The sequence below is a fragment of the Paenibacillus hodogayensis genome, assembly GCF_039536325.1.
Classification (GTDB): Bacteria; Bacillota; Bacilli; order Paenibacillales; family NBRC-103111; genus Paenibacillus_AB; species Paenibacillus_AB hodogayensis.
Map to the genome: position 1 here is coordinate 1 of NZ_BAAAYO010000017.1, position 22,301 is coordinate 22,301.

The 22,301-nt window shown below is 51.8% G+C and carries 20 protein-coding genes and 1 pseudogene; 15 read left to right on the forward strand and 6 right to left on the reverse strand.

Translation table 11 applies throughout. The features are described 5' to 3' along the window. Positions 1 to 78: 78 nt before the first annotated feature. The 7 genes from ABD796_RS30840 to ABD796_RS30870 all read left to right on the forward strand — a co-directional run bounded on the left by ABD796_RS30840 (position 79) and on the right by ABD796_RS30870 (position 7,842). Entirely contained in the window at positions 79 to 1,470 is a 1,392-nt protein-coding gene (locus tag ABD796_RS30840) for a DHA2 family efflux MFS transporter permease subunit (protein WP_344915726.1), read from the forward strand. Between the two features lie 16 nt (positions 1,471 to 1,486). Continuing rightward, positions 1,487 to 1,759, forward strand: coding sequence for a hypothetical protein (locus tag ABD796_RS30845; RefSeq protein WP_344915729.1), 273 nt, complete (start codon positions 1,487 to 1,489; stop codon positions 1,757 to 1,759). Positions 1,760 to 1,960: 201 nt separating this feature from the next. Continuing rightward, the gene (locus ABD796_RS30850; protein WP_344915731.1) at positions 1,961 to 3,187 is read left to right on the forward strand and encodes an ABC transporter substrate-binding protein; all 1,227 of its coding nucleotides are present in this window, start codon (positions 1,961 to 1,963) and stop codon (positions 3,185 to 3,187) included. 42 nt (positions 3,188 to 3,229) lie between these two features. Beyond that, the gene (locus ABD796_RS30855; protein WP_344915732.1) at positions 3,230 to 5,056 is read left to right on the forward strand and encodes an ABC transporter permease; all 1,827 of its coding nucleotides are present in this window, start codon (positions 3,230 to 3,232) and stop codon (positions 5,054 to 5,056) included. 1 nt (position 5,057) lies between these two features. Beyond that, positions 5,058 to 6,230 (forward strand): ABC transporter ATP-binding protein, encoded by a 1,173-nt coding sequence (locus ABD796_RS30860; RefSeq protein ID WP_344915734.1) that lies wholly within the window; start codon positions 5,058 to 5,060, stop codon positions 6,228 to 6,230. Next, positions 6,202 to 6,966 carry a PHP-associated domain-containing protein gene (locus tag ABD796_RS30865; RefSeq protein WP_344915736.1) on the forward strand — a complete coding sequence of 255 codons (765 nt, stop codon included), beginning with the start codon at positions 6,202 to 6,204 and terminating at the stop codon, positions 6,964 to 6,966. The genes ABD796_RS30860 and ABD796_RS30865 overlap by 29 nt, the downstream gene beginning before the upstream one ends. Before the next feature lie 42 nt (positions 6,967 to 7,008). Continuing rightward, positions 7,009 to 7,842, forward strand: coding sequence for a MurR/RpiR family transcriptional regulator (locus tag ABD796_RS30870; protein ID WP_344915738.1), 834 nt, complete (start codon positions 7,009 to 7,011; stop codon positions 7,840 to 7,842). Positions 7,843 to 8,174: 332 nt separating this feature from the next. On the opposite strand, the gene rsgA is transcribed toward ABD796_RS30870, so the two are convergent. Beyond that, positions 8,175 to 9,242, reverse strand: a complete 1,068-nt coding sequence (rsgA, locus tag ABD796_RS30875; protein ID WP_344915740.1) for a ribosome small subunit-dependent GTPase A — start codon at positions 9,240 to 9,242, stop codon at positions 8,175 to 8,177. A gap of 577 nt (positions 9,243 to 9,819) precedes the next feature. Here rsgA and ABD796_RS30880 point away from each other — a divergent pair. Next, positions 9,820 to 9,978, forward strand: a complete 159-nt coding sequence (locus tag ABD796_RS30880; protein WP_344915742.1) for a hypothetical protein — start codon at positions 9,820 to 9,822, stop codon at positions 9,976 to 9,978. Between the two features lie 336 nt (positions 9,979 to 10,314). Here the strand turns inward: ABD796_RS30880 and ABD796_RS30885 are convergent, their stop codons facing one another. Then, entirely contained in the window at positions 10,315 to 11,139 is an 825-nt protein-coding gene (locus ABD796_RS30885; RefSeq protein WP_344915744.1) for a helix-turn-helix domain-containing protein, read from the reverse strand. Between the two features lie 648 nt (positions 11,140 to 11,787). Here ABD796_RS30885 and ABD796_RS30890 point away from each other — a divergent pair. From ABD796_RS30890 to ABD796_RS30900, 3 genes are all read left to right on the forward strand, one after another. Beyond that, positions 11,788 to 13,719, forward strand: a complete 1,932-nt coding sequence (locus ABD796_RS30890; RefSeq protein ID WP_344915746.1) for a glycosyl hydrolase family 28-related protein — start codon at positions 11,788 to 11,790, stop codon at positions 13,717 to 13,719. Positions 13,720 to 13,774: 55 nt separating this feature from the next. Further along, positions 13,775 to 14,596, forward strand: coding sequence for a sugar phosphate isomerase/epimerase family protein (locus tag ABD796_RS30895; protein ID WP_344915921.1), 822 nt, complete (start codon positions 13,775 to 13,777; stop codon positions 14,594 to 14,596). A 200-nt stretch (positions 14,597 to 14,796) separates the two neighbouring features. After that, positions 14,797 to 15,933 (forward strand): ABC transporter substrate-binding protein, encoded by a 1,137-nt coding sequence (locus ABD796_RS30900; protein ID WP_344915748.1) that lies wholly within the window; start codon positions 14,797 to 14,799, stop codon positions 15,931 to 15,933. Between the two features lie 311 nt (positions 15,934 to 16,244). Here ABD796_RS30900 and ABD796_RS30905 read toward each other — a convergent pair whose 3' ends face one another. Both ABD796_RS30905 and ABD796_RS30910 read right to left on the reverse strand, forming a co-directional pair. Further along, positions 16,245 to 16,994, reverse strand: coding sequence for a DUF4179 domain-containing protein (locus tag ABD796_RS30905; RefSeq protein WP_344915749.1), 750 nt, complete (start codon positions 16,992 to 16,994; stop codon positions 16,245 to 16,247). Continuing rightward, positions 16,988 to 17,515, reverse strand: a complete 528-nt coding sequence (locus ABD796_RS30910; protein ID WP_344915750.1) for a sigma-70 family RNA polymerase sigma factor — start codon at positions 17,513 to 17,515, stop codon at positions 16,988 to 16,990. The genes ABD796_RS30905 and ABD796_RS30910 overlap by 7 nt, the downstream gene beginning before the upstream one ends. A 455-nt stretch (positions 17,516 to 17,970) precedes the next feature. Here ABD796_RS30910 and ABD796_RS30915 point away from each other — a divergent pair, with 455 nt between their 5' ends. Beyond that, positions 17,971 to 18,288 (forward strand): type 1 periplasmic-binding domain-containing protein, encoded by a 318-nt coding sequence (locus tag ABD796_RS30915; protein ID WP_344915752.1) that lies wholly within the window; start codon positions 17,971 to 17,973, stop codon positions 18,286 to 18,288. 439 nt (positions 18,289 to 18,727) lie between these two features. On the opposite strand, the gene ABD796_RS30920 is transcribed toward ABD796_RS30915, so the two are convergent. After that, entirely contained in the window at positions 18,728 to 19,060 is a 333-nt protein-coding gene (locus ABD796_RS30920) for a helix-turn-helix domain-containing protein (RefSeq protein WP_344915754.1), read from the reverse strand. 33 nt (positions 19,061 to 19,093) lie between these two features. Further along, positions 19,094 to 19,516, reverse strand: a complete 423-nt coding sequence (locus ABD796_RS30925; RefSeq protein WP_344915756.1) for a hypothetical protein — start codon at positions 19,514 to 19,516, stop codon at positions 19,094 to 19,096. Positions 19,517 to 20,046: 530 nt separating this feature from the next. Here ABD796_RS30925 and ABD796_RS30930 point away from each other — a divergent pair. The 3 genes and pseudogenes from ABD796_RS30930 to ABD796_RS30940 form a co-directional block, all read left to right on the forward strand. Then, positions 20,047 to 20,862, forward strand: coding sequence for an AraC family transcriptional regulator (locus ABD796_RS30930; protein WP_344915758.1), 816 nt, complete (start codon positions 20,047 to 20,049; stop codon positions 20,860 to 20,862). A 121-nt stretch (positions 20,863 to 20,983) separates the two neighbouring features. Continuing rightward, the gene (locus ABD796_RS30935) at positions 20,984 to 21,823 is read left to right on the forward strand and encodes a phytanoyl-CoA dioxygenase family protein (protein ID WP_344915760.1); all 840 of its coding nucleotides are present in this window, start codon (positions 20,984 to 20,986) and stop codon (positions 21,821 to 21,823) included. Between the two features lie 291 nt (positions 21,824 to 22,114). Continuing rightward, positions 22,115 to 22,270 (forward strand): annotated as a pseudogene (locus tag ABD796_RS30940) (cytidine/deoxycytidylate deaminase family protein); the annotation flags it as partial. Positions 22,271 to 22,301: the final 31 nt, after the last annotated feature.

Genomic DNA, 22,301 nt, shown 5'->3' on the forward strand with positions numbered 1-22,301 from the left:
AACAGTTTACCGGGTTGACGGCTCTTTTTCTACCATTTTGTGGTTATTCAACAGGCCTGCTATAAAGTTATTCCTATCATGATTTCATTATTACTGAGTGGTTTTATCGGGATGTTCAGTGAGACGGCGCTGAATGTCGCACTAAGCGACTTAATGAGTCAATTTCATATTTCCGCTGTAACAGCGCAATGGCTGACGACCGGCTACTTGCTGACGCTTGGCATATTAGTGCCATTATCGGGTTTGCTGCTTCAATGGTTTTCGACCCGGCAGTTATTCATCTCAGGGCTTTGTTTATCTGTTTTCGGCGCACTGGTAGCCGCTCTTGCGCCAGGGTTTGAAGTGCTGTTAATCGGACGTGTCATTCAAGCCGTTAGTATGGGTATTTTATTGCCGCTTATGTTCAATACGATACTGATCATTTTTCCGGCAGAAAAAAGAGGAGGAGTAATTGGTATTCTCGGCCTCGTTCTGGTGGTCGCTCCTGCTACTGGGCCTACCTTGTCCGGACTGATGATCGAGAGCTTAGGATGGGAATGGATCTTTTGGTTGTCTATTCCTTTTTTAGTGATTTGTCTATTGATTGGTCTGCGTTATATGCAAAACGTATCAGCCATTACAAAACCGAAAATAGATCTATTTTCACTTGTGTCGTCTACGGCAGGCTTCGGTGGAATTGTATTTGCTTTTAGCAGTGTGGGGGAAGGCGAAGGCGGCTGGAGTAGCATAAAAGTCATCGTTTCGATGAGCGTTGGCCTGTTGTTTTTGATTATTTTTGTCCTTCGCCAATGTAAGATGAAACATCCGATGTTGAACCTCAGAGCACTTAAACATCCGATGTTCGCCATCGGTACACTAATGCTGTTTATTTGTATGGTGCTTACATTGTCGGCAATGGTCGTGTTGCCCATGTACTTGATTCGCGGACTCGGTCTCAATGCGTTAACAGCGGGGCTCGTCTTATTGCCTGGAGGGATTTTACAAGCCGTTATGTCCCCGGTTACGGGGAAAATATTTGATAGATTCGGACCCAGACGGATCGTTCCTTTAGGATTTGTCTTGATTTTTGTGGTGCTATGGTCTCTTACAGGCATTACGGCTGCTACCCCCCTAGTGCTGATTACCGTGCTTCATTCTAGTCTGATGCTCGGTATTTGTCTGGTATGGCTGCCATCCCAGACAAACGGTCTTAACCAATTGCCTCCCGAGCTTTACCCACATGGAAACGCAATTATGAATACGCTCCAGCAAATAGCAGGCGCGATTGGTACGGCCATTGCAATTAGCCTTATGACTGCCGGAATCCACCGCTTTATGGAGAGGGCGGCAGACCCTTCAGACCCGGCCAACGGTCCGCTTGCCTTGATTGAAGGTACCCAAAACAGTTTTATTTTTGCCAGCGTTATGGCTACTGTCGGTTTGTTTTTGGCATTCTTCCTGAAGCGGGTACATGTAGAGAAGCAGCAGTAACAGAGCAAGTTTTTAAATGATCAACTATGCTTGGAATTGCGATTTCAAAGTTGGCGACAGCAGGCGTGGCGCGCAAACTTGCCGTTTTGCCGCATTCTCCGGAAATTCCGGCAAGCTTGACGGTATCGGAACGAAAAACCAACTTATTGTCGGTTACAGCCTGCGTGAACGCCCGTCGGATACGCGCTGCTTCAAGCCGGAAGCCAACGACATTGTCCCATTCAAATCCGCGAAAAACGCGGCTTTTTCTTTTTATGGAATCAAGTTCATGTCTAAAGGTAGAAGCTAGATCCCACTCATGACCTTCAAAGTTGCTTGAAAAATGATAATTTATTACCGTGACTAACTTTTATGATAATTATTTACCAAACCATAATTTCTATTTAACATTCCGATGACAATCCATTCTTATAGTAAACGTTGTAAGCGAAATATCCGGATGATTACACGCTTTACAAAATGGGATTGAATTTGGGGAGGCGACATTCTAATGAAGATGCAACACTGGGCAGGCAACAAGCTTCAAACCTCAAAACGGAATAAGGCGGCTGCTTTGGTGCTGGGCACCATGTTCCTGTTAGCGGCATGCTCCGATGCGGGAGGAAGCGGACTCAAGGCCGATGTATCGAAGTCCGCCAGTGGCGTACAGGAAGCAAGTTCGGCGAAATTCGCATCCGGGCCTGACGAAACCGTAGAGGCTCTGTACGAGAAGGCTAAGAAGGAAGGCAAGCTCATCGTTTACTCCCCTTCGGGGCGTGCCAATGTGGCGGCGGAATCTTTCATGAAGCAGTACCCGGGCATAAAAGTAGAAGTCAGTAAAGTGAAATCCGACGAGCTGATGGACAAGGTGACGAAGGAGCAGGATGCGGGACAATTTAATCCAGACGTCATCATCACGAAGGAAGTCAGCGGAGCCGTGGAGGAAGAGATGGTGAAACCGGGACGATATATCAAGTATTTGCCTGAAGACCTGGCTGCCAAGGTGGACGAGCCTTACCGGACTCAGGCGGAAAGCTACGCCAATTACGTCGAGTTCCGCACGGTCTTCTACAATACCGATCGTTACAAGTCGCCTCCCATCACCAACTGGTGGGATCTGACCACCCCGGAATTCCAAGGCAAGGTCTATACGGCCGATCCGCTGAGCTCCCCGGCCTTCATGGACTTGTTCACGACCATGGTGGTGAACAGCAACGACATGGCGGCTGCCTATAAGCTGAAGTTCGGCAAGGAAATTGAACTGCACGGGACCGAAAATGCCGGCTATGAGTTCATCAAGCAGTTGTTCGCGAACAAGCTGGTCGTTTTAAAGGGCAGCGACGACGTGCTGGATGCGATCGGCAAGTCGGGCAGCGATGCGGTCGGCTTGGCGGTGTCCGGGGATGTATCCAAGGTGAAAGAGAAAGGCTGGAGCATTCTGCCGATCTACGACATCAAGCCCAAGACCTCGGTTCCCGACTCCGGCTATCTGTTTATGGCGAAAAATGCGCCGCATGCGGCTGCTGGTAAGCTCTTTATCCGCTGGATGATGGGGGAGAAGGATGGCACCGGTGAGGGCGTGAAGCCCTTCAACGAAGTCGGCTCGTGGGTTCCTCGCTCCGATGTGAAAACCAAAAACGATATTCCGTTCGAGAGCCTGAACCTGTGGCTGTTCAACGGGGATGCCCTGTACAAGACATCGCCGAAGGTGCGCGATTTCTGGATCAAACAAAAGTAACGGGTTCTATGCGAGTCTGTGAAAAAATGAGGAGGGGCCCCCTTGCTTGACAAGTCTGTTCGGCCCATATGGCAGACGAGGTGGTGGAACCGGTGGCGGAACGGTCTGCGCAATCCGCTGAATCTAATTGGGACGGTGTCGCTTCTTTTTCTTGCGTATACCATCATCTGGCCCGTACTGAACATCCTGTATACAACGTTTGTCTGGAGGACCCAGGATGCCAGATTGACGGCCGCCGCCGATCCGGGACATCTGACGCTGTACCATTGGCAGCGCATTCTGGCGAGCGACATCAGCTGGTCTCTCTTCTACAAGCCGGTGCTGCATGCGTTGGCGGTGGGACTCTCGGTCTCGGCCGTGTCCATGGGCTTGGGCTGCGGGCTGGCCTGGCTCGTGACAAGGACGGATATTCCGTTCAAGAAGACGATCGCTTTGCTGGCGATCATCCCGTACCTGCTGCCGTCCTGGATGCTGTCGCAGGCGTGGCTGACCTTTTTCAAAAACAGCAAGATCGGCGGAACCCCAGGCATCCTGCAGTCGCTGCTGCATGTGGCGCCTCCCGACTGGCTGGCCTATGGGTATGTCCCGATCGTGATCACCCTTTCGATCCACGACAGCGTATATTTTTTCCTGCTGGTTGGTGCGGCCTTTAGCTCCATGAACAGCCAGTTGGAAGAAGCAGCGGAGATGGCGGGGGCGAGCCGTCTGCAGGTGCTGCGCCGGATTGTATTTCCGCTGGTTCTGCCTTCGGTGCTGTCGGGCTTTATCCTGATTTTCACCAAGGCGGTTAGCTCCTATGGCGTGCCGGCTCTGTTGGGGACACCAGTTAACTTCTACATGATCTCGACGATGCTGTACTCCAGCATGCGCTCACGGCTGACGACCGAAGCCAACACCCTGTCCCTGACGCTCATGCTGATCTCCATCGTCGCGATCTATGCGAACCAGCGCCTGATGGGCGCAAGACGCAGTTATGTGACCGTATCCGGCAAAAGCAGCTCCGTCACCTACCTATCACTGGGGAGATGGAAGCGGCCGGGTGCTGTCCTGATCCTGCTCAGCATGGGGGCGGTAGCCGTCATTCCGCTGTTGGTGCTGCTGTTGCAAACCTTCTTGCTCCAAAACGGCACCTTCAGCCTGGACAACCTAACGCTTCACTACTGGCTTGGCGGCTCCAACCCGGCGATTAACACGGGGGAGATGGGCGTGCTGCAAAATCCGATTTTCCTGCTCGCCTTGAAGAACTCTCTGATCATTGCGGTCAGCGCTTCGGTCATTGCGGCGGTGATGGGGTTATTGCTCGGCTATGTTGTCTCCCGGGGCAAAAATACCCTCATGGGCCGGTTGGTGGACCAGCTTTCGTTTTTCCCGTATTTCATTCCGGGGATATCCCTAGCAGCGATCTACATTTCGATGTTTGCCAAGCCGGTGCTGTTTATCCCGGCCTTGTACGGCACGATCACCATTATTATTCTCATCACGGTGGTCAAGGAGCTTCCGTTCACGGTCAAAGCCGGAGGGGCGTCGCTGATGCAGATCGGCAGTGAATTGGAGGAAGCCGCCGTGCTGAGCGGAGCCTCCTGGCTGACCCGGTTCCGGCGTCTGCTGCTGCCGCTTAGCCGCAAGAGCCTGCTGTCCATCTTCATACTCGTGTTCATCGGAGCCTTGAAGGAGATGGAGCTGATCATTATGCTCGTGACGCCGCGGACAGAGACGCTGACCACGCTGACTTTTTATTATGTGGAAAAAGGGTATGAGCAGCTGACGAACGTCGTGTTGATGATCATTATCGCCATCGTCATCACGGTATACCTGTTGGCTGTGAAGTTTGGTAAAGCCGATTTGACCAAGGGCTTAGGAGGTTCGTAAAGTGAGCGCTATTGAATTGCAGCAGGCTCAGGTCCATATCCAGCAGAAGCAGGTCTTGAAAGGCATCGACCTGATCATCGAGCAGGGAGACTTCGTGACTCTGCTCGGTCCTTCGGGCTGCGGGAAGACGACCCTGCTCCGTACGATCGCCGGCCTGCAGAAGCTGAATGAAGGCCGGATCGTCATTGCCGGCCGCGAAGTTGCGAGCGGCGGAACGGCCTTTCACATGGACCCGGCGAAGCGGGGCGTGAGCCTCGTGTTCCAGAGCTATGCCCTCTGGCCGCATATGACGGTATTCGACAATATCGCCTTCGGCTTGCAGATCCGTAGGCTCACGAAGAGCGAGATCCGGCAGCGCGTGATGTCGTCCCTCGAGAAGATGCGCATCCCGGAGCTCAGCGATCGGTATCCCGGCGAGCTGTCCGGCGGCCAGCAGCAGCGCGTCGCCATCGCTCGCGCTATCGTCACCTCGCCGGATATTTTGCTGCTGGACGAGCCGCTTTCCAATCTGGACGCCAAGCTGCGGACCGAGATGCGGGCCGAGCTCAAGCGACTGCACCGCGAGCTCGGTACCACCATCGTCTATGTGACCCACGACCAGCACGAGGCGATCACGCTGTCGACCAAGGTCGCTGTGTTTTTCGGCGGCGAGCTGGTTCAGCTAGATACCCCGCGAGAGCTGTATCGGCATCCGAGAACGCTGGAGGTGGCGGAATTTATAGGCAGCTCCGATCATCCCTTGAATCGGATAGACGGCTTTGCACGCGTCATCGATCAGATCGGCATCGTGAGCACGCCTCTCGGGGATTTCCGGGTCGAGGGAGATGCCCTGGAAGCGGACCGCCAGGTCGTGCTGACCTTGAGGCCCGAGGATATGGCACTGCACGAGCATCCGGGGGAGCGCGGCTTCATCCCGGTCCGGGTGACCGATGTGTTGTCCTCGGGCCCGGAATCGCTCGTACGCGTCGAGGCTGGAGACATCGCGCTAACTGCACGTACGCTCGGAGATACGGATTATGCACCGGGCCGCATGCTGTATGCCGCGTTCCGGGAGGAGCGCATCAATCTCTATGACCAGCTTACCGGCCACCGGCTGGAGGCTGTTCTCTATTCATCTCAACATGTACAATGGAGGAACACCACGAATGAAAATCGATTTTCACTTTCATGTTAAATTGTCCAAAAAAACGGATTTTTCCCTAGAGCATTTCAACGAAATGCTGGATGAAGCACGGGAGCAAGGGCTTCAGGCGATTACGCTGACGGAGCATTTTAATACGCGCCGCTTCGACGAAGTGTACGGCACACTGGATCGGGTGCTGCCTGGCAACAATCACTACTATGACCGTGACGGCTTCAAAATTTTCACTGGCATGGAAGTCGATGTGGCGGAAGGCGGGCATATTTTGGTCAGCGGGCCCAAGGACGCCCTGCTGGAAATTCGCGCCTTGCTGGATAACCATACAACAGCCGAATCTTTTATCGGGCTGGAGCAGCTGTTCTTGCTGTGCGAGCCCCGGGGCATGCTGGTGATTGGCGGCCATCCATTCCGCGAGTCGAATCATCTGTATCATGTAGACCGGGAGCTGCTGCGCCGCTTCGATGCTTTCGATCTCAACGGTAAAGATCTGCATGAGATCGGCATCCAGGAAAATGTCGCCAAGGTGCTCACGCTTGGCGCGGAGCTCGGCGTACCTGTGGTCGCCGGCAGTGACGCCCACCAGATGTTCCAAGTCGGCTGCGTGCACAACGAGCTGTCCGGTCCTTGCGAGTCGGTGGCCGACCTAAAGGTGGCCATCCAGTCCGGTGCTTACAAGAGAGTCATTTCGCCGAGCCTTCATCTGCAGGTGAGGGCAGCGGGAGCGGTCAAAAGGCTGCTGAAGAAAAAAGTTGAGGTTGAAGACGTGTAACGTATAACCGTACGTTTCGATCATTGGGGAGGGGGGAGCAGCTTGGAGCTGACGTTTGAGAGTAAGGAGTTATCCCGGGGACACCGGCGGATCGCCGATTATATCAGCAAACACATGGAAGAGCTTCCGTTTATGGTAGAAGAAGATCTGGCTGCTGCTTGTCAGGTCAGCACGTCCACCGTATCGCGGTTCTGGGCTGAGGTCGGCTGCAAAAACCTGAAGGAATTCAAGCAGAAGGTGAAGGATGAGATTTTTCTGTCGCCGTCGCAGAAGCTGCAGTCCGCCTTTTCCAAAATGAATGAGGAGGATGCGGCCGCAAGTCTCTTGATCGGCGTCGATTATTTGCAGCAAACCGCGGAGAGGCTGAGCCAGGAGTCCTTCGAGCGGGCCGCAAGCATGCTGCGCGAGGCGGGGACGGTTTATATCTACGGCCCTGGCTCCTCCGCGAGCCTTGCCGCGCTGATCGACTTCCGACTGACGAGATTCGGGATACGGGTAAGCCACTTATCCCGAGGCGGTCATGAGCTGTTCGACCGTCTGGTGCATGTGCAGCCGCAGGATGTGATGCTGATCTTTGGTTTCGTCACCGAATCGCCGGAGCTTGCGGTGCTGCTCGACCATGCCGGGTCCAAGGGCTGCAAAACGCTGTTGATCACCGACCTTGTCATCAGCGAGATGGTGGAGAAGGCGACCGTCACTTTGTATACGGCCCGAGGTCAGCTATGGGAGTTTCATTCGATGGTAGCGCCCATCGCTCTGCTCGAAACGCTGATCGTGAAGGTAGGCAAGCAGATGGAGGAGCATGCGGTTGCCGTCAGTGAGGAGCTGCACGAGCTGCGGCGAAAATATCAGAAGCTGCTGCCGAAGAGGGTGTAGCGAACAATGCGCAGCAGATAACAGGGAACCTGACTTTCTTCCCCTGGGAGAAAGCAGGTTCTTCGTTATGCTGCGGCTTTGGGCTTCGGCCCGCACGTTCTCGGTAAAGAGGATAGCGTTGTCGATCGAAGCCTTGCTCCTTCCGGGGCAAACGCTGCCGACTGATCGCCGCGCCTGGGCGCGGGGTATCGTCGCCTGGCGGATGCCGTTTCTGCAGGGAGCGACGAGGGAGCCACGGCTGACGAGTATCCGCTGCGGAAGAAGTGATCGGGAAAAGAAAAAGGCATCCAGGAGCGGCTGCGCCGTTATTGGATGCCTTTTCTTGCGTTGAGCTAGTGGTCGTTATTGTATTGGGCCCGCTGTGCCTTGTGGATCTTCTTCCACTTCGCTTTCTCGGCCGCCTGCAGGGTGCGGTTTTCTTTGCGCGCCAAGTAGTCTAGCTCCTTCTGGAGCTTCACGTAATTGTCGTAACGGCTGCGCTCCAGCGTCCCGTCGGCGAGACCAGCATTCACCGCGCACCCCGGCTCCTTCTGATGCTTGCAGTCCGGGAACCGGCATCGCTCCGCCAGCTCCTCGATATCGTGGAACGAGGCACTAATGCCTTCGTCCGCTTCCCACAGCTGCAGCTCCCGCATCCCTGGTGTATCGATGAGAAGGGCGCCTGTCGGCAGCACGACGAGCTCCCGGTGGGTTGTCGTATGCTTCCCCCGGTCGTCATCCTCCCGGATAACGCCGGTAGCTTGTACGTCGCGTCCATACAGCCGGTTGACGAGCGTTGACTTGCCAGCCCCCGAGGAGCCGAGCAGGGCAACAGTCTTGCCTTGCCCGATGTAAGGCGCCAGCGCCTGCAGCCCTTCAATGGAGAGCGCATGGACGGCGTGAACCGGTACGCCCATCGCGACGGCTTCCGCCTCGCGAACGGCCGCATCAACATCGCCGCACAGATCGGCCTTCGTCAGGACGAGCACCGGATTCGCGCCGCTCTCCCAGGCAAGGGTCAGGTACCGCTCGATGCGCCTGAGGTTGTAATCCTGATTCAGCGCGTTCACGAGGAACACCGTGTCGACATTGGAGGCAACGATCTGCTCCTCCGGGACGCTGCCGGCCGCGCGCCGAGAGAACTTGCTCGTCCTGGGCAGCACGGCGTGAATCGTCGCCCGGCCTTCCTCGATCCGCTCGGTCAGGGCGACCCAGTCGCCGACCGCCGGATAGTCCGCGCGTTCCAGCGCTTCGTGTCGCAGCTTGCCGGAGACCTCTGCGAGAAAGTCCCCTTGCTCGGTATAGACGCGATACATGTGCTTGTGCTCGAGCGCGATTCGGCCCGGGACCAGGTTTTTCGTGCGGTAAGGTTGAAAGGCGGTTTCCCAGCTTGGGGTCCAGCCTAATTGTTGTAAATTCATTGCGATGATCCTCCTGTAAAGTAGATTGTAGATGCAGGGGGTATACCCGAATCTCTCTACAGGGCAGGCATCCTCTTACTCATGACGTCATCCGAGGTCGCCTGCTGCAGAGAGTGATTGAAGGTTGGCGGCAAAGGTCATGTGCATATTACATCAATTCCTTTCGGATGCATTTGAATTCCATTCTAGTATAGACATTTTCCGGTAATAGGACACGGGAGAAAATCGTTACAGCCGAAAAATCCCGCATCCGGGCGGTTAGCGGCTCTAATGCGGGATGTAATAGGAGGGTTAGGCTCGGGGCTGGATCGCCCAATTGCCGCGGCGGAATACCGGCTCCATCGTGCCGTCCGGCAGCTCGCCGTCGATGTCCATCTTGGCGGATGATGTTTGTTGCAGATGCAACCACATGTTCTTGTCGTTAGACATCCCCTGACGAATGGCCAGCATTTCCTTGCTTTATTCGTCTGTATGTAGAGAACGGCGATGAGGTGTATTCGCAGGCCATAATGGCTGGCGCTATATCTATGACCAAGCCGACAACCATGGCCTGGGGGGGAGCGAGGAGGGAGAGTGATTGATCCATTTTGGTAATGTTTGGTGGATAACTTCTAAAGTAGAAGACGTTAGCCCTGAAGAAATGATAGAGCGGTCAAAACAGCAAAAGTATATCGATGCTATGGAATACGCCCAGATGAGCTTTAATCCGTTTATGGCGAGCGAGGAAAATAGCTGAAGTCGATGAATTATACCTGTAGAGAGAAAGTACAAGAAAACCATTATGGTATTCAACTAACGTATACGTTAGCGGAGGAGCTTGCTACAAGGCAGCTCCTCTTTTCTATTGAAGTAACCAGCAGTTATGTGTAGCAATCTATAAGCCGGAATTGAACACGGGCTGCCAAATGCTTACGCATGCAAGTATTTACTGGATCACCTTGATATAGGGAGTAAAGCGAAATGATCCATTTTTTTCACCCTAGTATATGCTGTTCCTTTTCCGAATTTCCCTATATGCCCTTGGTCTATAGTTCTATGCAGAATGGGGGGGGGAGGTTAGGAAGGGAAGTAGCTAGACCCGATGCGTTTTTCTGAAGGCGGACGGCGTGACTCCCATATGCTTCTTGAAGATGTGACTTAAATAGTAGGCGTTCTGGTAACCAATGTATTCCGAGATTTGATCAAGCGTCATTGTTGTTTCCAGCAGCAGCTGTCTCGCTTTCTCCAAACGCAAATCGGTCAAAAACTGGATCGGGGTTTGTCCGAAGCTCGCTTTAAACTTCTGGCATAGCCGTGCTGGACTCAGTCGCAATTGTGCGGCAATCTCCTTCAGATCAAAAGGCTCAAAGGCATGCTTGCGAATGAGGGAGGAGGCTTCGTTCATGATCGGCTCCGGCTGTTTGCCCGCTTGCCATTCTACCGGCCAAGGCCATTTGCTGCACTCCTTCCCATATAACAACCAAATATCCTGCATATAGTGACCGCACAGCCACAGCTTAACTTCCTCGCTGAGTCCTTCGGATTGCTTCATCAAGGAATAGTTGCCTGCCAACCGCTTCGTGTCGGCGATACTCGTTTTGCCGACAAACCGGGGCGGTTCCGCCTGTCCCATGCTCACCATGTCGTTGATCCGCCATCGAACCCGTATCGCAAAAAAAGTAAGCGGCGATATAACGACCCTGCGCAGAACAGTATTTGCCGGACAAATGATCAAATCGCCGAATGCGGCAATGCCTTTCTCCTCGTTAAATTCATACTGGAACGACCCGTCAATGACGGCGAAAATGGTCCACTCCTTGCAGGTATCCTCATAAAACAAAAATTTGTCTTTGCGCTCCCAATATCTACAGTATGTGAGCTGGGGGATCAGAACATGTCGACCCTCTTCGGTATGCAAGATCGGCTCCTCCGTTCTGCGAGAGTACCTATCGAGAGAATGAACCTCCCCTACTTTCGCTGCTCTTAGAAATAGGAAGCCATAACCGTTCCCTTCTACAAACAAACCACGCAACCTCGGCGCCATGGTTCGCTTCGGCTACTCTTCCATCCTCATAGCTGATGGTAATCATCAGCTTGCGGCCGTAGACCAACTTGACCCATGCTGAGGCGAATCCGGTATTGGGCGGGTAAGCCTTGGCGTCTGGCTTGTCTGGCGCTGTCTCTGGCAAAGAGGTACTTGTGGTAGACCGCTTGTACGGATTGCGAGTGCAAGCCGAATTGATGCTTGAGGGCGGATTGCTTGCGCTCCCTCCCTTGAATTTCTGTTGAAAATCTGTTCGGAATCTCTGAGACTGATTGTATCATACGAGGGCAGGATCCAGGAAGATCAGCCAGGCGTTGCCTTGCCTTGCCGACATTCAGCCTCTCCCTGTTGAGGAAGGGGACTTCTCTCGGAATTTCGTTAAAATTTATATATAGTCTAGTTTAATTCTCTTTATTTTAAAAGCAATCGGGTTCAACTATGCTGAAAGCAGGATCGGCTTGCTTGTTTTTTGCAAACGCTTACCGATACTTGAAACCCAAAACTACCGATGGGAGGTCTATTATGAATCAAGAGAAAGAAATCGACACAATGAATAAAGTTTTCGATTCGGGAACGGTCAGTGTCAGCAGAAGAAAGCTGCTCGCATCGATTGGCTTGGCAGGCACGGCTTTGGTCGCAGGCAGTATGTGGAGTGCAGCGAATGTCCAGGGGAAAAGTGTGACAGAAGGGGTATACGGGGCGGAAGAGGAGGGATGTTGTTGGCCCAAGGTAACGATTGCCGAGTTGCGCTCCTTATCGACGGCTCCTGCGGAACTGTATGATGTGACAGACCCGGGCAAGGAGGGTGTCTTCCGTTTCGATCCGGCGGACGTGTCGAGCGCGGATGATACCGGACTGGTCATTGTGTCGGCTACAGGAGCGCGGTTCAAGCGCATTTTCCAAGGAGCGTTCAACGTAAAATGGTTTGGGGCGAAAGGGGACAACGCGTCTGACGATACACAGTCCATACAAGCGGCTGTGGATGCCGCGCAGAACCGGGGGGCGGTCGTCTACTTTCCGTCTTCCGATTTTTATTTGATCTCAAGCCCGATCCTGATTGATTCAAGTAAACGAGGGATTCGTTTGATCGGGGACGACTACAACCGACGGGTCCATTCTTCCGTCATTCGTACGCATGCTTCCGTCACGGTGTCGGCTCCGTTGGAGGCGATCTTCAAATTTACGGATACCGAGGTGGGGAATCAATTCGAATTTTCGAATCTCGACATATCCGGGGACAACAAGACGAAATATGGGATTTATTCCAAAAAAATCGCGCATTCGCTGTTCCGCCGGATTTCCATTAAAGGTACGACCTTGGCCGCGCTTGCTATCGGCTACGGCTGGTGCAATGACGTGGAGACATGCGAAATATCGTACAACCGCGGCGATGGCATTCAATTTGTTGATGGCGAAATGAACGTCTTTAATGTTGTGAATACGAAAATATTCACGAATGACGGCATCGGCATCTATTTGTCCAGGAAAGCGCTTGGCGTCCGGATCAACGGCTGCAATATCGAAGGAAACAAAGTATGCGGCGTTTTCGCCCGCAATTCGATCATGCCCTTCGATCTGTCTGACAATTACTTCGAAAATAATGGCTCGGTGGGTTATTCGTTTACGAATCCGGTGCGGTTGGTGAAAGCGCAGATCATTATAAACGGCACGGTCGTAGCAGCCACGGTTGGCAACACGCAGCCGGTCAGCTCCGTTCGGATCGTCAATAATTTCGCCAGTCTGCGGGATGCCGACTGCTTGGTAGCTTGTTATTCCGCTAAGCTTGGGCTGGAGATCGGCAACAACAGCATCTCCCGCTCGAGCGCTCCTTTCAAAGCCTACACGCTGCTAAGAACAGGGACGAGCAGGACCGGAATGGGAGCGTGGGTTAACAATCTGAAAATATACGGGAACGGCATCGCTTACGACGAAACATACGCTTCGCTGGCGAATTTGCAAATCGACGACTTGGCCGCAGCCAAGACACACCTTCATAAGGCCGAAATTCAAGGTGTCGCGAGAGTAAACTACTCGCCTGCTCTGGGACAATTCGTTCCCGTCACGATGGGAAGCGGATCGTTTGCTTTGTCGAGTGCCACCTACCGCACCTACGAGGCGTTTGAACTGTCCGGGGCCGCCAATACGAGCGACTGGGGATTCACGATCGATTTGGCGTTGTATCCGGAGTTAGCGGGCAAGTACGTTTATTTTGCTTTTTATGCGAGAGCTTCGGAGGCGTCAACGGGTGCTGCGGCCTATTCCAGTCAGTTGGGTCCGAACACGTCAGCCTATTTTGAGAATACGGATTGGCAGCTCGTCTCTTACGTAGACTTATTGCCATCCTCGGGAACGGTTTCCTTCGGTATACGGAAACTGTCTGCCCATGCAACCAGTCTCGTTTATGTCGCCCATCCCGTATTGAGCGAGGTTGGGGTTCCGTACGAATGGTACTGAACGCGGGATTGCGGGAACTGAAATAGGAGGGGGACGGAAGATGAAACTGGCCTGTATGACATTGCCTTATGCAACCTGTTCACTGGAAAGGGCTTTGGAAGGAATCTCGCGCGCAGGGTTTCGATATATTGGCATCGGGAATCCTCACGCGGGGATTGAATTACCGGATGCGGACGACAGCCGTGCCATCGGTCAATTGAACGGACTGTTTGCCAGGTACAACTTGCAGCCGCTACAGCTTATGTCTAATGCTCATTTTAAAATCGATCAGCCGATCGAGCGGGCGAGGCAGCGAATGCAACTAGCGAAAGCGCTGGGAATCAGGGAAATACTTACAATCGGGACGCAAAGCTACCGCTCCTTTCCGTCGGCTCCTCTGACAGAGGGGGACATGCAACTGCTAAACCGGGCCTACATCGAACGGTACAAACAAATTGCTGAGGAAGCGGCCGCACGGGACCTCATCATAACGATCAAACCGCATACCGGCAATACGGCAACCGCCGCGCATATGCTGGAGACCTTGCAGCAGATCGATTCCCCGCATATTCGGGGATGCTACGATCCTGGCAATGTGGAGTTTTACGAAGGAATTGTTGCCTCTGACGATTTTCCCCAGGTGGCGGAGCGCACGCATTCGCTTATCGCTAAAGATCATCGCGGGGAGCGGGGCGCACGCGACTTCCCGATACCCGGCACAGGAGATGTAGATTTCCCGGCTATTTTTACCGTTTTAAAGAGGAGCGGGTTCGAGGGCCATGTATTTTTGGAGCGGGTGGACGGACCGACTGTACCCGAACTGATCGATCAGCGAATCGCCGATGCTCGAATGCACCTGGAGCGCATGTTGAAGGAAGCGGGTTTTAAACCGGAATAATGGAGACGCGAGGGTGCTCTGATCCTATGTTCAAACAGAGAGCGAGGTTGCTAATCCTCTTAGCAGGAGTAACCGTTATTGTAGGCGCTTGCAGCGGAGGGGCAAAAGAGGGAGCCGATGTTCCTCAAACGGCTAAGGAAAATCCGGCCGAACGTGTTACGCTAACCTTAGTATCCATTTCCCCTCTCGAGGAGATGGAAGTGGTTTATTTGGAGCCGCTGCGCAAAAAATATCCGCATCTCGATGTGCGGTACATTCAAACCTCAAAGGCCGACGGCACGACGATTCCCGAACTGCTGGCGGTCGGCGTCAAGTTCGATCTGTACACCAATTCGCGGGGAGGTTTCGAGGAGGCGCTGCTCGATTACGATCTGAAGTACGATATGAGCGACTTGATTCGCAAACAGAACGTCGATATCGGCCATCTGGAGCCGACGGCCATCGAATCAATGAGGCAGATGTTTGGCGGAAAGCTTTACGGCCTTCCCGTAAAGATGAACAGCCTGCTGCTCTACTACAACAAGACGCTTTTCGATACGTTCGGAGTGCCCTATCCGAAAGACGGGATGTCATGGGCGGAAACGCTCGATTTGGCGAACAGAATGACACGTTTGGACGGCAGCGTGCAATATTACGGAATCGGCAGCCACGGTACGGGGGCGATGATCGGCTGGAATCCCTATTCGTTGCCCCTGGTGGACGGGACCAAGCGAACACCGACGATTTATACGAGCGCGCAATGGCAGACACTGATCCAAAGCGTACTTCTGAATCCCGTATTTACGAAAGCATACAAGGAAATAGGGAAAATACCGGATTGGTCCTCGTTCAGCAAGGATCGCCGGGTTGCCATGCTTTTGTACACGGCGGCCGCTCCGCTCGCACTGACGAAAGAGTTTTCGTCGCTCGATTGGGACATGGTTTCCTTTCCGGTAATGCCCGGCTTGACGGAAATCGGCTCGCAAGTTTCTCCCAATTATTTCGGTGTCACTTCGCTGTCCGAACATAAGGAGGCGGCAATGGAAGCGATTAAGTTTTGGACCTCGCTCGAATTTTTTGTCGAAAATTCGAAAGGCGGCACCTTGATGGCTTCGAGAGCTAAGGAAGTGAGGGAGGCACTTGGATCGGAATCTCCTTTTCCGGATAAAAACTGGAAGGCGGTCACCTATTATCCTTTCGCGCCGCTTGCTGCGACAACGAACGTTGATTCCAAAGCGAGGAGCATCTACGAGAAGCATCTGAATACACTGCTCGCCGGAACGGTCGATCTCAATACAGGCTTACGCATGATGGCGGAAGAGACGCAGAAAATGATAGACGAACAGCCGAAGCCATGAGGCGATTGTTAGTGGATGACAAGAACATGCTTTCGAGCCCTTGATCGTTGAAGTAACGGGCACGATAGTTTAATAATCGATAAAGACGGGGCTGCTGAAATGATTCGGCGGCCCTTTGCCGGATCGCTTCATCCAACCGAAGCGTTACAGCATTCGGTTCGCTCCCAATGCCCCGTCCAATACAGCATGTTCATCGGTGTTAAAAGAAATAAACCATTAGACTGAAAATTATCAAGACCTAAACTTAAGAAAATCAAATAACATAACGAAAAAGGTGGCGATAGCGACGGTGATCTGATCCCTTGAAGCATTCAAACGGTAACGGGCGCTGATTTTGTAACAGGCAGAACGAATTGGAACGGGACATCGTAGCCCTTTAACGTTACATTTACAGTCAAGTCAAACTGATCAGGGAACTGGACAGTCGTCTGTGTTGTGCGCGGCTCATAATAAGTGCTGAAAACCTCAACGATTAGGCTGGAAGCAGTCTCACCGTCCATGTGTTCGTAATTCCAGAGCAGAGGTTGGCCTTTATAGAGGACCTCAAACTTATCTACCGACCCTTTATTGGCATCGGATGGCGGCGAATTGGGCTCCGAAGCCAGACGGTTTCCAGGAGTGGTTATGTTCATGAGAATTCGGGTCCCGTCAAATAACAACGTTGGAATATTCATAGTCACCTTGCCATGGGTCACGCTTTGGTTTACGTTTGTGATGAAATCCTCGGCTTGTTGAACACCGGGATCTGCGTTTTTTTCGCTCCATAATGAATAGATTTGTCCCAGTACCGGAATTTGCTTGAGTGCATCAGCTATTGCGGGCGATACAAAGCCGGAAGCAATGAATGTAACTCCAAGTATTGCAGCGACTGAAGTGGAAACCCACCATTTATTAAAAGTTCTTGATACATCTATCTTTCTCGGAATGGGGGAAATGGAATTATCGGTTTCCCTGATGATTTGGTAAGTCTTATTCAGCTTGGAGCGGGCAATATCAGATAACTGATCGGGAAGTAGGCTTTGGCAGTTCTTTAATTGTTCTTCTAACTTAGTGTTCACCATGTCGCAACTCCCTTTTCTTGATGGATTTGAGATGAATGCTTTAGCTTTTTGCGGGCGCGATGCAGCCGGGTCTTCACGGCTATCGTAGAAATTTCGAGAATGTCAGAAATTTGACTGATCGGCATGTCCTGTAGATAATGAAGGAGAATGACAATCCGTAGGTTCTCCTCAAGATGTTGAACGGCATCCCACAATTCGATTTTCTCATAATCCTTGGAAGTGGAAGGGATGTCGGGAAGCTCTCCATAAGGGAGGACTCTTGAGCTGCTTTTGACCATTTTGTTGCATTCATTAATAAGAATCCGGAAGATCCACGTTTTGAAAAAAGTGGGCTCTCTGAGTGTGTGGATGGACTTAAAGGCTTTAAGCATCGTCTCCTGCAGGGCATCTGCACAATCTTCGTCTTTATTGACGATGGACCTTGCAGTTCTATATAAAGGTAACTCTATCTCTTGCATCAACTGCATGAATGCTTCAGGGTCCCCAGCTTTGGCTTTGACGACAATAGGAACTGTATGCAAGGGCTTCACCTGCTTTCTTGACTAGAAGTATTAGAATGTTCGTAACGTTACATATATTAGATCGGGTAGGTATCTAGAAGGTTACATGGGTCCGAGCTAAAAGCTCCGCACAAGCATGTTGTGATGCGGAACGCTGATGGTGCAGGCTTAAGTGTCGGATGATAGGAATATTACCATATTGCCGATTTTGACAAGATACTTACCACATTCCCTATACTTTCAATGAGCTTCTTCGTAACAAGAATATGGTCTGCACTGAACCCGCATTAATTGCGGGTTTTCTTTTTTAGCGGTCCAGATTCTTGTCAAAAGTCAATGTCTAGAATCTATACCGCTAACGAAATAGGCCAAGAATATGTTCCAGTGGCCGATGATGATTAAGCTAACAATCGATTTATTTGCTCGGGTGCTCCATTCCGCGTGTTCTGCTTCATTTCCCTACACCGCGTTGGAAAGTGGACAGTGTCATTTGGGATACGGGGACGGCCGTGTATCAGTCTGTTCAGTATTTGCTTGCACAAGGGCATCGGCGCGTGGTGTACGTAGGCGAACTGGATATGGCGATACGCGGATTTGTAATGCGTTGGGATGCGTTTCGGATGGCGATGGCTGAGCATGGCATCGAAGCGCGCGTGGAAGATCGTCTGACACATATTCGGGGTCTCGAGCGAGACATTAAGATTAAGCATCTGTTGGATCAGGTGCGCGAGCGTCAGGCGACAGCTATTTTATGCGGCGTCGGCTACCATTTGCCATGGGTTTACCAGGCGTGACGATGTCTGGTCTTCGCATTCCGGAAGACATATCGCTCATCAGTCTGGAAGACACAGTCAATGCGTATATTCCCGAGCTGTCTCGCCCGCTGCTCCTGATTCGGGAATAGGGGCACGCGCAGAGGAACGAATGCTGTGGCGCATCGCCAATCCGAACGCGCCGTATGAGCATACGATGCTGCAGGGCGATTTTTACAAAGGGACGACCGTCATCCCGAACGTATAGTTTTGGTGCAGAACAGAATCGAGCGCGGGACGATGGGAGAGCTGATTCGAATCGAGACATGATGGGAGTGAGAAGCACCGTTGTTCAGCGGGAAACGGGCTGACCCCGTCCCGTAAGCAAGACTGTCTTTCGTCTCGCGCAGAAAAAGGACCGTCGGGGTCCCTGACGGTCTTTTTTGTTGTCCTGGCCCCGCCGCCCTCGGAATCAAGCCACTCACACCCGATGAGTGCTGCGGTAGCAGGACGGGTTAATGCCCATTTCCTTCGAGAAGACGCGACTCAAATAAAAGGCGTTCTGGTACCCGCACTTTTCGGCGATGGTCTCGAGCGAATCATCGGTTTCCACCAGCATTTGTCTGACCTTGTGCAGCCGGATTCCCGTCCAATACTTGACCGGCGAGATGCCCAGCTCTTTTTGAAATTTGCGGGTGAATTTGGAATGGCTCAGTCCGACGAGCGAAGCGACCGATTGCATGGAAATGCTCTGGCAAGCCCGTTCGTTGATATATCGCACGGCTTCGTCGATGGCGGCATCCCGCGGCTTCATTTCTTTGCGCCGCAGCGCGCGTTCCCCGATGAACTAGTACAGAACGTCGCTGACCAGATGCTCCAAATACGACAGTGATACGTTGCTGCGCGCTGCGCGCATTCCGGCTAGGATGGAAAGCAGGCGGGACGTATTGCGGAAGACGATTTTTCCGAAGTACGGAAATTCGATAGGCCCTTCGGAGGACCGGGCATACAGCCGGAAATGCACGTAATGGAAATCCAGCTTCTCGATCATTTCGCGATGAAGCGAGGTGCCTGGAGGACAAAGCACCACGTCCCCGACTTTAGCTTCCCCGGCTTCGTCGGCAACTGTGTACCGGAACACGCCTTTTTCGCCGGCGAGCAATACCCAGCCTTCGTACGTTTCCTCCGGCATCAGGAAGCTGGTTCGGTCCCGGGAGTAGGATTGGGCGAGCAGTTTCGTTTCGATCGCGATTATGTTCGCATGATGCATACGCTTTCCCTCACTTTGCAATAAGGTATAAGCAAAACAGCAAAGCAGCAAAGCAATGCATGTTCTTTATAACCATAAAGATATACGATACGGATATGAAATGGAAGGCAAACAAAAAAGGGAAGGAGAAAATGGAATGAGGAACACGTTACCGTACGCGGAATTGGACGAATCAAACAAAACGGCTATTTGGTGCTGAGAGGAGTATTTTCCCGGGAGGAGACCGCCAGCCGGCGTGGATCACAACACAGTTGCTTTAGCGTACGCCTTTACTTTGCGAAGGAAAAAACGAATTGATTATTTTTGAACTGCACGGTACGATGGACCCAGTACAAAGCCAGAGCTAATCCTGTGTATTCGGGAAGGCCCGATCCCTTGAGGTGCAAGGGATTCCGTCTATTCCAAGGATACCGTTTAAGGTCTGACTTTGTACCCGTTATTGTCTTTCAGGGTTTTGCGGAATTAGGATGACAATAAAGGAAGTATCGCTAATAAGCGCTGGATGTTCCAGGAGAATGGAGTTCAATAAAATGGTTTACATGGATATTCCGTATGAATTGGACGATGGCGTGGCTCTCCCGACGTTTCGATTCAAATCGATCTGGAAAGTGCATGCAAACGATACTTATCAGGTGTCCAAGCCTCACGGATTCAAATATACCGGAATATTCGTCACCTTCGAAGGCGAAGGATCGCTTAAGCTGTTGGATCAGACGTTTGGGCTTGAAACCGGTACGTACATCATCGTTCCGCCGAGCATTCCTAGCGCTTACAGTTGCGTGGACGGGGATTGGAAATTTTATTTTATTTTATTCGATCCCATGGAAATCGTATCCCATCTGGATTTGTCCGTCGGTCAACCGGTAACGACGGCGAAAATGCCGGATGCGGTTCGGTTGTGCGAGAGATTGATCGACAATTTGATCATTAGCCCCAAAGGCTTCGGATTAACTGCTCAACTTTCGGCGCAAGAGTTGCTGCTGCATTTCGCGAAGGAAAAATTCGCTTATGCACAGAGTCGCCATCCCGAACTGGACGACATCTTATTTCAAATGCATAGACAGATTGGACATCCCATGCCGATCGATGATCTGGTCCGCCAAAGCGGATTGTCTCGCACCGTTTTCTTCGCGCGGTTTCGTTCAAGAACGGGGATGACTCCAAGCCGTTATATCCAACAGCTTAAGCTTGCAACCGCCAAAGTGGCGCTGGAAACAACGAACGCATCCGTGAAAGAGATCGCGGGCGCACTTCAATTTTACGATGAATTTCATTTTTCTAAGCTGTTTAAAACGAGATACGGCATGGCACCTAGCACATATCGGCAATGTTTAACGGATAAATAGCCGGTAAATAAATTTAGTTCAATTCCGTACGAATATACATGTAATAAAGATCGCGTTCCATGGGAGACAGGCAAGTTTGCAACTACAATAAGAGCATAACGACGCAAAGGGGTATCAGCAAATGTTCTTAAAAGTAGGCAATCGCGAACTGGAGCTTGGGGGTCCCCATCTAACGGAATTGCGGGATTCTAATGATCTTCTTCACGACTTCGACGCTATGAGAGAGCGGATCGCGGAGGATGGTTATTTATTGCTTAGAGGCTTCCATGATCGTGCGAAAGTATTCAACGCAAGACGAGCCATATTGGAAAAGATGCAGAAAATGGGGAAAATCGAACGCGATACGATCCTAGAAGAAGGCATCATGTCGGACGGAAGCAAAACATTGTTCATGGGCGGCACGAACGAGGACTTGCCGGAGTTGCTTGACGTACTGAACGGCGATCACATCATGCGCTTCTTCGATCAATTACTGGGCGAGCAGTCGCTTACTTATCAATATAAGTGGCTCCGGGCCATCGGACAGGGCGCCTATACGGGCGCGCATTACGATATCGTATACATGGGGCGCGGTACGCACAACCTGTATACCGTCTGGTCGCCGATTGGTGATATCAATTATGATATGGGCGGGCTTGCCATCTGTTTAGAATCCCACAATTTTGATGAGTTAAAGAAAACATACGGCACCAAAGATTCGGACAATGACGGCATAGGCCATTACACGGACGATCCTCTGGCCATCACGAATAAATACGGAGGCAAGTGGGCGACAACGGAATTCCAGGCAGGAGACGTGTTGATCTTCGGTATGTTCCTCATGCACTGTTCGCTCGAGAACATGACGAACCAATATCGGATCAGCGTGGATACGCGCTACCAATCTTCGCTCGAGAAGGTTGATGAGCGCTGGAGCGGCAAAAAGCCTCGAGGTCATTTCAAAGCTGTAGGGTCCAAGTAAAACAATCCTTTCAGGCGGATCTTTTTATCGAAGATCCGCCTGATGAACGTTTGGATTATTGCCCTAACGGATACGATAGTGAACTTAGATAGGGAACAGATCGCCACGGCAACTTCTCCCTTATTCATTAAAATTACGGTCAGAATAATTCTATTCGCCGAAACTGTCAAGTAAAAAATGCAACCTACGAAACCAGAAACTAGTTTGAACAAACGGATACGATTATCCATGACACAGGCTGCCGACATAATCGGCAGCCTACTCAATTACCGGACTTTTATCTTCGTTTGAATCGTTTTAATAACTGGATGGGGCGGTGCAGCAGCCATGTGTACTGAAAATGGCCTAATTTTGACAAGTGTTGCTCCAGAGGTAATAAACGCATCTACGGTGTTATGTATTGAGACTGTTGCGATTCTGGAAGCACATAAATTAAATAAAAAAATCTTCATTGCCCTAACGGGTTACGAGAGTGCAA